The sequence below is a fragment of the Mesorhizobium sp. WSM4841 genome (assembly GCF_055811515.1).
In genome coordinates, this window is sequence record NZ_JBVVQC010000041.1 from 1 (window position 1) to 12,336 (window position 12,336).

Sequence of the window (12,336 nt, forward strand, 5' to 3'; positions counted from 1 at the left end):
TGCTAAATCTCCAGAACAACGCGCCCAACCCCGCGCACGGGGCCGCGTCGTAGCATTTTCCACCCAACCGGCTTCGTTTGGCGCCCGACAAATGCGTAAACGCAACGCGCTAGAGCGCGGTTTTGGTTCCACCAAAACCGCGCTCTAGTCTCGCATTTCAGTCGCCTTCGTCGGGTAGTTTCAGACCCGGAAAGCAGTCAGACCGGTTCCGCCTCGATGACACTGATGCGAGGTCCGGCTTCAACAATATTCGCGACCCGAAAATCCGACGCCGCAAGCAGCAACCTGAATTCTTCCGCCGTGCGCTCCTGCCCGCCCGGCATGACCAGCATGTTCAGATCGCCAAATTTTGCGCTGGCGCCTTCGTTGGGCGCCGCCAGAATGCTCTCGAGCACCAGCAGCTTGCCTTCTGGGCGCATCGCCCGGCGGCAGGTTTTCAGGATCCGGATGTTTGTGTCGTCGTCCCAGTCATGCAGGATCCATTTAAGCACGATCGCATCGGCGCCCTCGGGCACCGAGACGAAGAAATCGCCGGCGACGATGTCGCAGCGATCGGCCACGCCCGCAGCCTCAAAGACCGGGCCGGCCTTCGTCACGACCTGCGGCTGATCGAAAAGAATGCCGCGCTGGCCGGGATTGCGGCGGAGGATTTCGGCAAGCAGCGCGCCCTGCCCGCCTCCGACATCCATGACGACAGAGAACGGCCGGAAGTCATAGGCCGCGATCACCGCAGCGGCGACGCCACGCGACGTGGCCGTCATCGCCCGGTCGAAGATGACGGACTCTTCCGGATGCTCCGCCCGGTATTCCCAAACGCCCTTGCCATGAGCGTGGCGAAAGGCGTTTTCGCCGGTGCCGACACTGTGCTGAAGATCGCTCCATGCCCGACGGAAATACGGCCGTCCGGCCAGAATCGCCCACGGCGCGACCGAATGCTGAACATCGGATCGCAACGCGCCGCCAACCGGGGTCAGTGAGAAGAAGCGGTCTTCCGCTTCATGGAACACGCCGACCGAAGCAAGGGCGCGCAGCAGCCGGTAGAGCGCCTGCGGATGGGTATTGGTCAGCGCGGCCAGTTCGCCGCTGGTGCGTTTTCCGTCCTTGAGATGGTCTGCAATGCCCAGCGTGGCGGCGACGCATATCGCCTGAGATACCTGGAACCCATTGACCATTTTCTGGAGTTCGGCAGCGGCATCCCGCTCATCCATGACCAGCTCCCCTGGCCGCCAAAAAGACCCAGGCCGCCGAGCTCACAATACCAGCGGCATCGTCACCGGGCAATGCGACCGGGCTGGCGGAATACGGTCGTTAGCTCACACCAGTTCCACTTCCACCACGCCCGGCACCGCGCGCATGGCCGACGCGATCTGTGGCGAGACGCGGTAACGGTTGGGCAGTTCGATCTCGACCTCGCCCTGCGCCTCATCCTTGATGACGATAATACTCACCTGGCTGTCGCCGCGCTGGGTAAGCTGCGATTGAATCGCCGACGCCGGTCGGTCATCCCTGACAAAGATGCGCAAGGCCTTCTGGATACGGCTTGCCTCGTCTTCCAGAGACTGCACGGTCTGGATGCGCAGGTTGACGCCTTCGGGCCTGTCCTCGGCCGAAACGGTGATCACCACCGAACGGCCGGGCTCGAGCAGGTCGCGATACTGCGCCAGCCCCTCGGAAAACAGCACCGCCTCATACTGGCCCGACGTGTCGGAAAACTGCACGACGCCCATCTTGTTGCCGGTGCGCGTCTTGCGCTCCTGCTTGGTGGTGACGGTGCCGGCAAGCCGCCCGGCGGCAGCACCCCGTTTGACGGCGGCCGAGAACTCGGCCCAGGTCTGCACCCGCATCTTCTGCAGCGCCGCCTTGTATTCGTCCAGCGGGTGCGCCGAGAGATAGAAGCCGACCACCTGGAATTCACGGTGCAGGCGGTCGGCGGCAAGCCACGGGTCGGTCGCCGGCAGATTGAGCGCCTGCGACTGCGCGCCGAGCGAGGCGCCAAAAATATCGTGCTGGCCCGACATTGCATTCTGCTGCGCCAGCGACGCCAGCCCCATCATCCGCTCGACGCCCGCCATCATCGCGGCGCGGTCGTGGCCGAAGCAGTCGAGCGCGCCGGCCATGATCAGGCTTTCGAAGACCCGCTTGCCGACGATCTTCGGATCGACCCTTTCGCAGAAATCGGCGAGGCTCTTGAACGGTTTTTCGCCGCGCATGGCGACGATGTGCTCGACCGCCGCGTCGCCGACGCCCTTGAGCGCGGCCAGCGAATAGAAGATTCGGTTCTCGCCGACCTCGAAGGCGCGGAAGCTGGTCATTACCGACGGCGCCACGACATCGATGCCGAGGCGCAGCGCATCCTGGCGGAAATCGGCGAGCTTGTCGGTGTTGCCCATGTCGAGCGTCATCGACGCGGCCAGGAACTCGACCGGGTAGTGCGCCTTCAGATAGGCCGTCTGGTAGGAGACGACTGCATAGGCGGCGGCATGCGACTTGTTGAAACCGTAGTCGGCGAACTTTGCCAGCAGGTCGAAAATGAAGTCGGCTTGCGGCTTGCCGACGCCACGTTCAACCGCGCCCGAAACGAAGCGTTCGCGCTGCTTGTCCATCTCGGCGCGGATCTTCTTGCCCATGGCGCGGCGCAGCAGATCGGCTTCGCCGAGCGAATAGCCGGCAAGCTCCTGCGCGATCTGCATCACCTGCTCCTGGTAGACGATGACGCCTTGCGTCTCCTTCACCAGATGGTCGATTTTCGGATGGATCGACGCCATCTCCTCCTCGCCATGCTTTCTGGCGTTGTAGGTCGGGATGTTCTCCATCGGTCCCGGCCGGTAAAGCGCGACCAGCGCGATGATGTCCTCGATGCAGTCGGGCCGCATACCGATCAGCGCCTTGCGCATGCCGGCACTTTCCACCTGGAACACGCCGACCACTTCGCCGCGCGACAGCATGGCGTAGGTGTCGGGGTCATCGAGCGGAATGTGGGCGAGATCGATCTCGATGCCGCGGCGGCGGATCAGCTTGACCGCGGTCTCCAGCACCGTCAGCGTCTTCAGGCCGAGGAAGTCGAACTTCACCAGCCCGGCCTGCTCGACATACTTCATGTTGAACTGGGTGACCGGCATGTCGGAGCGCGGGTCGCGATACATCGGCACCAGCTCCCATAGCGGCCGGTCGCCGATGACGATGCCGGCGGCGTGCGTCGAGGCGTGGCGGTAGAGCCCTTCCAGCTTCTGGGCCATGTCGAGCAGCGTCTGGACGATCGGCTCCCGTTCGGCCTCTTCGGCAAAGCGCGGCTCGTTGGCGATGGCGTCGGCGAGCTTGACCGGATTGGCCGGGTTCGACGGCACCATCTTAGAGAGCTTGTCGACCTGGCCATAGGGCATCTGCAGCACGCGGCCGACATCGCGCAGCACCGCGCGGGCCTGCAGCGTGCCGAAGGTGATGATCTGGCCGACCTGGTCGCGTCCGTATTTCTGTTGGACGTAGTGGATGACCTCCTCGCGCCGGTCCTGGCAGAAATCGATGTCGAAGTCGGGCATCGACACGCGGTCTGGATTGAGGAAGCGCTCGAACAGCAGCGAGAAGCGCAGCGGATCGATGTCGGTGATGGTCGTCGAATATGCAACCAGCGAGCCGGCGCCCGAACCGCGGCCCGGACCGACCGGAATGCCTTGCGCCTTCGCCCATTTGATGAAGTCGGCAACGATCAGGAAATAGCCGGGGAACTTCATCTTCTCGATAATGCCGAGTTCGAACTCCAACCGTTCGCGGTATTGTTCGACTGTGTAGCCAGGGGCCAGACCGTGCGCCGCGAGCCGCGCCTCCAGCCCTTCATGCGCCTGTCTGGCAAGCTCCTGCGCCTCCGCCTTCACCGCCGCATCAGCGTCGGCGACATCGCCGCCGGCAAAGCGCGGCAGGATCGGATTGCGGGTCTTGGGATAGTAGGAGCAGCGCAGCGCGATCTCGACGGTGTTGTCGATCGCTTCCGGCAGATCGGCGAACAGCCTCGCCATGTCAGCCTGGCTCCTCAGAAAGTTGTCGGGCGACAGGCGGCGGCGATTGTCGACGGCGACGACCGAACCCTCGGCGATGGCGATCAGCGCGTCATGCGCCTCATAGTCGTCGCGTGAGGAGAAAAACGCCTCATTGGTGGCGACCAGCGGCAAGTCGTTGGTATAGGCGAGATCGACTGACGATTTCTCGATGGCCCGGTCATAACCGGAAACCCGCTCGAGCTCGACATAGAGCCGGTCGCCGAACAGCGCTTTGAGCGCCAAAAGCCGCGTCTCGGCGAGATCGCGGCGATCCTCCTTCAAGGCATTGCCGATCGGGCCGCGCGGCCCGCCGCTGAGACAGATCAGGCCGTCGCAATGGCCTTGCAGCATCTCGGTCGTCAGATGCACGGCCTCGCCGGGCGGCGTTTCCAAATAGACCCGGCTGACCAGCCTGACCAGATTGCTGTAGCCGGCCTCGGTCGCAGCGATCAAAACCACCGGCCGCATCTCCGGGCCTTGCCGCCTGCGGTCGCGCTGGCTGTCGCTGGCTTCACCGGAAAAGGCGAGAGCGGTCTGGCAGCCGATGATCGGCTGGATACCCTCCTTCACCGCCTTCTGCGCAAATTCGAGCGCGCCGAACAGATTGTTGGTGTCGGTGACGGCGATGGCCGGGGCGTCATCCCTCACCGCATGGCCGACGACCGTGCCGAGCTGCAATGCGCCTTCGAGCAGCGAATAGGCCGAATGCACGCGCAGATGAATGAACGGCCGCGCCGGCAGTTCCGGCCGCGACGCCTTGACAAAGGCCTCACGTCGCAACGGGTCGCGTGGAAGTGTCTCATTCGCCATGGTTTTTAGCGCCGCTTGAAAGGACTCAGTCGATGAAGACGTATTGTCCGGCACCGGACGATGCGAGTCCAGCGAGAGCGGGCGCTCGACCGGCCAATTGTGGCGCCGTCCCTCATCCGCCGGCCGACACCTTCTCCCCGTATAGTGACGGGGCGAAGGGGCTGGTCGCAACCTTGGCACCCATTCTGCAAACGCTGGTGATTGGCGAAATCCTTTGAAAGGCAGCTTTCTCCCCGTCCCTATACGGGGAGAAATGCCCGGCAGGGCAATGAGGGGCAGCGCAAACCTAAGGCGATTGCCTTGTAGCTGCCAGTGGCTCAACTTGACAAGTGACGGCAGTTATGTTGCGCCAATGATCCGCCGCCGAGGCCGTTTTTTTGTTTTCAGCCTCACGCGAATTCCATGATCACCGCGTCGACGGCGAGACTGTCGCCCGGTTTTGCCCTGAGTTTCGAAACGGTGAGATCGCGCTCGGCGCGCAGCACGTTTTCCATCTTCATCGCCTCGACCACCGCCAGCGTCTCGCCGGTCTTGACCTCCTGCCCTTCGGCAACGGCGATCGACACGACGAGGCCGGGCATCGGGCAGAGCAGCATCTTCGAGGTGTCAGGCGCCACTTTTTCCGGCATCAGCCTTTCGAGCTCGGCGATGCGCGGCAGCATGGCGCGTGCGGTCACCGACATGCCTTTCCAGGCGATGCGAAGCCCGTTCGGTACCGGCCTGATCTGCGCCGCGATTCTTCGGTCGCCGACCGTGCCGCGCCAGATGAGATCGCCCGGACGCCAGTCGGAGGCTACCGTCAGCGCCTTGCCGCCGTCGATCGACAGACCGAACTCCATCGGAATGGAGATCATACCTTCGATAACCGAGGCCGAAAGGTAATCCCCGCCGATCTTGACCACCCAGTCGCGTTTCAGGACACCCGAATGCGGCGCCAGCCGCCCGCCCAGCCGGTCGAGCCGATCGCGGCGCAGCAGTTCGACCGCGGTGGCGATCGCTGCCAGCACCGCCTTCTCCTCGCTATCAGGCACGATCGGCGCGAAGCCATCAGGATATTCCTCTGATATGAAGGCGGTCGATATCAGCCCTTCCCGCCAGCGCGGATGCTGCATCAGCGCCGCCAGGAACGGCATGTTATGCTCGATGCCGTCGACGACGAAGCTGTCGAGCGCCACGGACATGGCGTCTATTGCCGCGATCCGAGTAGGCGCCCAGGTGCACAGCTTGGCGACCATCGGATCATAGAACATCGAGATTTCCGAACCTTCGGTGACGCCGGTATCGTTGCGGACGACGATTTCGCCGAACCGTCCCTCTTCCGGTGGCCGGTATCTCGTCAGCCGGCCGATCGACGGCAGGAAATTGCGATACGGGTCCTCGGCGTAGAGCCGGCTTTCCACCGCCCAGCCGTTCAGCTTGACGTCGCTTTGCTTGATGACGAGCTTTTCGCCGGCAGCAATGCGGATCATCTGCTCGACCAGATCGATGCCGGTGATGAGCTCGGTTACCGGGTGCTCGACCTGCAATCGCGTATTCATTTCAAGGAAATAGAAGGTCTTTTCGCTGTCGACGATGAACTCGACCGTGCCGACGCTCTGATAGTCGACCGCCCTCGCCAGCGCCACCGACTGCTCGCCCATGGCTTTCCGGGTCTTGGCGTCGAGGAAGGGCGAAGGCGCCTCTTCGACGATCTTCTGGTTGCGGCGCTGGATCGAGCATTCGCGCTCGCCGAGATAAAGCGCGTTGCCATGCGCGTCGGCCAGCACCTGGATCTCGATGTGGCGCGGATCGACCACGAACTTCTCGATGAAGACGCGGTCGTCGCCGAACGAGCTTTTGGCCTCCGACCGCGCCCGGTCGAACCCGTCGCGCACCTCGGCCTTGCTCCAGGCGATGCGCATGCCCTTGCCGCCGCCGCCGGCCGAGGCCTTGATCATCACGGGGTAGCCGATCTCGCCGGCTATTTTCTCGGCATGACCAGCATTCTCGATGACGCCGAGCCAGCCCGGCACCGTGCTGACTTTGGCTGCATTGGCGAATTTCTTCGACTCGATCTTGTCGCCCATCGCCCTGATCGCTCTGGGTTTCGGGCCGATGAAGACGATGCCCTCCTTCTCCAGCGCCTCGCAGAAGGATGCGCGTTCGGACAAAAACCCGTAGCCGGGATGCACGGCTTCAGCACCTGTCGCCTTGCAGGCAGCGATGATCCTCTCCGGCACCAGATAGCTCTCAGCGGCCGGCGAAGGCCCGATATGCACAGCCTCGTCGGCCATCTCGACATGCACGGCGTCGCGATCGGCATCCGAATAGACCGCCACGGTGGCAATGCCCATCTTGCGCGCCGTCTTGATGACGCGGCAGGCGATCTCGCCACGATTGGCGACCAGGATTTTTGTGAACATGCGGGTTGCGTTCCCTCGGCTGCCTTTCTTTTATGGGCTTCGCCCGGCCGGTCAAGGCAAGTTGGCGCATATCCCCGGGCGCAAGTCGTCCGGCGCCGGCCAAAACCCGGCAACGAACTGTCAATTCGTCCCATAGTCCAGAACCTGCAGATACGCTAATGCTCGGCCCCGATTGCAGACTTGCCCCTGAGAGGAGAGCCCCGATGAAAACCCGTGCCGCTGTCGCTGTCGCCGCCGGAAAGCCGCTGGAAATCCTGGAGGTCGACCTCGACGGACCGCGCGACGGCGAGGTGCTGGTCGAAATCAAGGCGACCGGCATCTGCCACACCGACGAATTCACGCTGTCGGGCGCCGATCCCGAAGGCATCTTTCCGGCGATCCTCGGCCATGAGGGTGCAGGCATTGTCGTCGATGTCGGCAAGGGCGTCACCTCGGTCAAGAAGGGTGACCACGTCATCCCGCTCTACACGCCGGAATGCCGGCAATGTCCGTCCTGCCTGTCCAGAAAAACCAATCTGTGCACCGCGATCCGCGCCACGCAGGGGCAAGGCCTGATGCCGGACGGCTCGTCGCGCTTCTCGATCGGCAAGGACAAGATCTTCCACTATATGGGCTGCTCGACCTTCTCCAACTTCACCGTGCTGCCCGAGATCGCGCTGGCCAAGGTCAATCCCGACGCACCCTTCGACAAGATCTGCTACATCGGCTGCGGCGTCACCACCGGCATCGGCGCGGTGATCAACACTGCAAAAGTCGAGATCGGCGCCACGGCCGCCGTCTTCGGTCTCGGCGGCATCGGCCTCAACGTCATCCAGGGGCTGCGCCTCGCCGGCGCCGACATGATCATCGGCGTCGACCTGAACAACGACAAGAAGGAATGGGGCGAGAAATTCGGCATGACGCATTTCGTCAATCCGAAGGAGATCGACGGCGACATCGTGCCCTATCTCGTCAACATGACCAAGCGCGGCGCCGACCAGATCGGCGGCGCCGACTATACGTTCGACTGCACGGGCAGCACCAAGGTGATGCGGCAGGCGCTTGAGGCATCGCATCGCGGCTGGGGCAAGTCGGTCGTCATCGGCGTTGCCGGCGCCGGCCAGGAGATCTCGACGCGGCCGTTCCAGCTCGTCACCGGACGCACCTGGATGGGCACCGCCTTCGGCGGCGCGCGCGGCCGCACCGACGTGCCAAAGATCGTCGACTGGTACATGGACGGCAAGATCGAGATCGACCCGATGATCACCCACACGCTGAAGCTGGAGGACATCAACAAGGGTTTTGATCTGATGCACGAGGGCAAGAGCATCAGGAGCGTGGTGGTTTACTGACGAGAACCACCAGCCGCTGATACCGCGACTTGGACCGCGAAGAAGCAAGGCAATCGCTTCAGGTTTGCGCTGCCCCTCATTGCCCTGCCGGGCATTTCTCCCCGTATAGTGACGGGGAGAAAGACGCCTTCGCAAAGGATTTCGCCTATCTCCAGCGTTGCAGAAAGCGAGCCGAGATTGGGCCAGCCCCTTCTCCCCGTCACTATACGGGGAGAAGATGCCGGCAGGCAGATGAGGGGCGGCGCCGACCTTTGAAGCGACTGCGCTGCACCAACAGGTCCGGAGCGTTGCGGGGATAGCGACCACTCGAATATCATCGACGGGGCTTGGCGAAATCGCCCGGCTTCATACGCGTTGGAATGAACCATGTCCGCACCCGCCGTTTACGTCGACGCCGATGCCTGCCCGGTGAAGGCCGAGGTCGAGAAAGTCGCCGAGCGCCATGGCGTCGTCGTCACCTTCGTCTCCAATGGCGGCCTGCGCCCGTCACGTGACCCGATGATCCGCAACGTCGTCGTGTCCAAGGGCGCCGACGCGGCGGACGACTGGATCGTCGACAATGCCAAGCCCAACGACATCGTTGTGACATCAGATATCCCGCTTGCCGCCCGCACGGTGGCGCTCGGCGCCCATGTGCTTGGGCCGACCGGGCGCCCGTTCACGCCGGAAACGATCGGCATGGCGGTGGCGATGCGCGACCTCAAGCAGCATCTGCGCGAGACCGGCGAAAGCAAGGGCTACAATGCCAGTTTCGCGCCGCAGGACCGCTCGCGTTTTCTCGGCGAGCTCGACCGCATCTTGCGGCGTGCGTTGAAATCCGCCGCACCGGATTAGAACGCGATCTTGAGGCCCAGCTTGCCGCTGACGGTTGAACTGTCCTCGGACCATTTGCCGCGAATTTCAGTGCTGACGGTTGTCGATGAAGACATCTTCAGATTGAAGCCGGAGGACAGCGCCACCGAGAAGTCCGCATCCTCAAAATTGCTCTTCAGACCAGAAACGCTTGCCGTGTTCGAATAGCCGAAACGCTGCTGCAGATCCGCGCGCGCATAAGGGCTGATGACCATGCCGTTTCCGAGCTGGTAGTCCGCGTAAACCCCAGGGTCGAACTTGATCGCGCCAAACGATAAACGGCTCTTTCCAAACTCAGTGCCGGCGTCGTCCGTGTATGCGTCGCCGGTAAAGGTAACGCCCAACAGCCCGCCACGAAGATCGAAACGCATGCGATCGGTCAAGTTGAAGATGCGGCCGATCGACCCTGTTATCGCGTAGCCTTGCGTGTCGTAGCTGCCGTCATTTCCCTTGACGTCCGTGTTGCCCAGGAACGCCGAGGCGGCCACAAGAGCATAGCTGGTGCCTTTACGATAAAGCCCATAGCCGCCGAACATGCCGCTTTTGTTGGTCGCGTCACCGACACCAAAAACGTCGACATTGACGTCAGCCGAGGCATAACCGCCGAACAGCCCCAGATTCAATCCGTGCTCGCTGTCGAATCCGAAATGCTTTGCCGCGTTGAAGTCGACACTGGCGGCAGCGGAGAATTCTTCGACGTCGAAGCTCGGTCCGTCAAAGACGTCGAAATCGTCCGAAACGGTGAAGCCGTCATGCTCCGTGTGGGCCAACTGGCCGGAAGCGAAAACGCCGAACGGTGAAGACTGGGCCGGCGGAGCTGCGATTGCGGGGCCGACTTCCGCCTGGATGATGTCGTCGGACAATTTGAGAAGAGCATCCAGGGACGTGTCGACAATCGCGCTATTGACGGTCACGCCGACGTAGCAGTCCGCCTGAAAGCCGCCCTCACTGTCGTCGATACAGGCGTTTGCCTTCGAGGGCAGCAAAACCAATGCAGCACCAATCGAAATTGAACTCGCGCACAGGCGCAAACACCAACTCCTGCCTTTCATTGTCCCCCTCCCCTGCTACTTGTGTCATCTGGCTTAAATATCAGGACATGCAATGCGCAGTTGAACTATGAAAAACATCACTGACTGCAGTAGATGCGGGTGCAACACTACGCCAGCGCTGGTAGGAGCATAACAAATTATCTCTGGCGTGGATATGATTTCGTCTGGACCGCTGGCTTCCGGCGGGCCGAAATGGTTGCGGCGGCTATCGTCCGGCTGGACCCCACGGCATCTCTAGAAACCGAGCTCGGCCAGATCGAAGGCTGGGTTGCGCCTTACGCTTCCTTTGATTTGGGTTCTGGTGTAAAAATTGCGGCGGTCTTCGGTCGGGCGGACACTTCGGCGACTTGAAGATGTCACGCGCCGAAACGAGCCCTTGCCATGAGCTACCGTCTTCTCCTGCGCATTGCTGTGGTCCTGCTGGTTTCCCTTTTCGGATCCCTCGGCGTTCGAGCCGCGGTCGAGGAAGGCCAGTCGCCACAGCCAGGCAAGCGGCTCGCGATCGTCATCGGCAACTCCGACTACCGGAGCGCCCGTCTCCCGCATCTGGCCAATGCTGCAAACGACGCGACCAGATTTTCTGAAAGCCTGAAGAGGCTGAAATTCGATGTGCTAACGGCAACCAACCTGTCGTCCGACGGGTTCACCGAGCTTTTCAAACAAGCCGAGGGCAAGTTGGCAGGCGCCAGCGCTGTCCTCATCTTCTACGCTGGCCACGGCGTGCAACTCGGGGGCGAGAACTATCTTCTGCCGGTCGATACGCCCAACGCCGAGAACCTGCAGGAGTTGATCGCGGGCGCGGTCAAGCTCAACGATGTGATTTCGAGATTTGCCAGCCGTGAAAGGCAGACCTTCGTGTTTCTTGATGCCTGTCGTAACAACCCGATGGGCAAAGGCCCCAGCGCCATGGACGGCCTCGCGCAGATCGAAGTCGGTGAAAACACGTTCATTGCCTTTGCAACACAGCCTGGCAACGTTGCTGTCGACGGCTCGGGCGACAACAGCCCCTTCACCACGGCATTGTTGAAGAACGTCGAAATTCCCGGGCTCAGCATTTCGGATATGATGATCCGGGTGCGCAACGAGACCGAGGCAATCACCATCGGGCGTCAGGTTCCGTGGGATCAGTCGAACCTTCGCGAGCAGTTTTACTTCACCGAGCAGCAAGTGCTCGACCCGGCCCAGCTCAGCGCCAGCCTGTCGCGCATCCTGGCCGATCCTGCCGCCAAGGAGAGGTTGAAGGTCGAGCTCGCTTCCAACGACCTGCAGACGGCCGTGCTGATCGTTGGCCAGACATTGCGTTCGGTCGAGGTTTCGCCCTTACCCGACGCTGCGGCCAAGCCCGCCGGCACGCAGGTCGCCAGCCTCGAGGGGGCCAGGCAGAGCATCGTCTCCGGACTTGAAGCGCTGATCGTCGGTACTTCGGCGACTGAAACGGATTCCCAAAAAGCGACCGATCTCGCGCGCAGCATCCAGACCGAATTGCGACGTTTGGGCTGCTATCGGATGACAGTGGACGGAAGTTGGGGCAAGGGCTCCGTGCGCGCGCTCGCCAACTACTACAAAAACACCGCGAGAACCGCATCTGCGACCGAGCCTACGGTTGAACTCCTGAGTGACCTGTTCCTGCACTCCGGGCGGGTTTGCAAGGATCCGGTGGTCGTGCGGAAGATCAAGCCGGCGAAGGTGGCATCAGAGGCGGCTCCGGCGCGCAAGGGGGCGGGCAACCGAAAAGCCGCAAGGTCGCAGCAGCAATCCTCGCGCCCGGTTGCACCTCCGCCCGACATCAGCGGCGGCATTGGGATCGGCGGGGTTTTCTAACGCACGCCGCAAATCGGAATCGATTTTTTGCTTCGCC

Annotated in this window: 7 protein-coding genes; 3 read left to right on the top strand and 4 right to left on the bottom strand. The window is 62.4% G+C overall.

Annotation, left to right across the window (positions count from 1 at the left end; translation table 11 throughout):
• Positions 1 to 197: 197 nt before the first annotated feature.
• The 3 genes from AC0L14_RS30970 to AC0L14_RS30980 all read right to left on the bottom strand — a co-directional run bounded on the left by AC0L14_RS30970 (position 198) and on the right by AC0L14_RS30980 (position 7,243).
• A complete protein-coding gene (locus AC0L14_RS30970; RefSeq protein ID WP_473529206.1) occupies positions 198 to 1,208 on the bottom strand; it encodes a methyltransferase in 1,011 nt (336 codons plus the stop codon).
• Between the two features lie 105 nt (positions 1,209 to 1,313).
• Positions 1,314 to 4,841, bottom strand: coding sequence for a DNA polymerase III subunit alpha (dnaE, locus tag AC0L14_RS30975; RefSeq protein WP_473487258.1), 3,528 nt, complete (start codon positions 4,839 to 4,841; stop codon positions 1,314 to 1,316).
• Positions 4,842 to 5,230: 389 nt separating this feature from the next.
• A complete protein-coding gene (locus AC0L14_RS30980; RefSeq protein ID WP_473751775.1) occupies positions 5,231 to 7,243 on the bottom strand; it encodes an acetyl-CoA carboxylase biotin carboxylase subunit in 2,013 nt (670 codons plus the stop codon).
• Between the two features lie 203 nt (positions 7,244 to 7,446).
• On the opposite strand from AC0L14_RS30980, the gene AC0L14_RS30985 reads away from it, so the two are divergent.
• Together AC0L14_RS30985 and AC0L14_RS30990 are read left to right on the top strand one after the other, a co-directional pair.
• Entirely contained in the window at positions 7,447 to 8,574 is a 1,128-nt protein-coding gene (locus AC0L14_RS30985) for an S-(hydroxymethyl)glutathione dehydrogenase/class III alcohol dehydrogenase (RefSeq protein ID WP_473487256.1), read from the top strand.
• Positions 8,575 to 8,940: 366 nt separating this feature from the next.
• Complete coding sequence (locus AC0L14_RS30990) at positions 8,941 to 9,408, top strand: YaiI/YqxD family protein (protein ID WP_473487255.1); 468 nt, start codon at positions 8,941 to 8,943, stop codon at positions 9,406 to 9,408.
• On the opposite strand, the gene AC0L14_RS30995 is transcribed toward AC0L14_RS30990, so the two are convergent.
• The gene (locus AC0L14_RS30995; RefSeq protein WP_473487254.1) at positions 9,405 to 10,457 is read right to left on the bottom strand and encodes an autotransporter outer membrane beta-barrel domain-containing protein; all 1,053 of its coding nucleotides are present in this window, start codon (positions 10,455 to 10,457) and stop codon (positions 9,405 to 9,407) included. The genes AC0L14_RS30990 and AC0L14_RS30995 overlap by 4 nt on opposite strands.
• Positions 10,458 to 10,859: 402 nt before the next feature.
• Between AC0L14_RS30995 and AC0L14_RS31000 the strand changes: the two genes are divergently transcribed.
• Entirely contained in the window at positions 10,860 to 12,299 is a 1,440-nt protein-coding gene (locus AC0L14_RS31000; protein ID WP_473529210.1) for a caspase family protein, read from the top strand.
• The last annotated feature ends 37 nt before the right edge of the window (positions 12,300 to 12,336 follow it).

What these genes read in the sequence shown, in the direction of transcription:
- AC0L14_RS30985 (WP_473487256.1), top strand. Translation starts at nt 7,447, where the DNA reads ATGAAAACCCGTGCCGCTGTCGCTGTCGCCGCCGGAAAGCCGCTGGAA.
- AC0L14_RS30980 (WP_473751775.1), bottom strand. Translation starts at nt 7,243, where the DNA reads ATGTTCACAAAAATCCTGGTCGCCAATCGTGGCGAGATCGCCTGCCGC.
- AC0L14_RS30990 (WP_473487255.1), top strand. Translation starts at nt 8,941, where the DNA reads ATGTCCGCACCCGCCGTTTACGTCGACGCCGATGCCTGCCCGGTGAAG.
- dnaE (WP_473487258.1), bottom strand. Translation starts at nt 4,841, where the DNA reads ATGGCGAATGAGACACTTCCACGCGACCCGTTGCGACGTGAGGCCTTT.
- AC0L14_RS30970 (WP_473529206.1), bottom strand. Translation starts at nt 1,208, where the DNA reads ATGGATGAGCGGGATGCCGCTGCCGAACTCCAGAAAATGGTCAATGGG.
- AC0L14_RS31000 (WP_473529210.1), top strand. Translation starts at nt 10,860, where the DNA reads ATGAGCTACCGTCTTCTCCTGCGCATTGCTGTGGTCCTGCTGGTTTCC.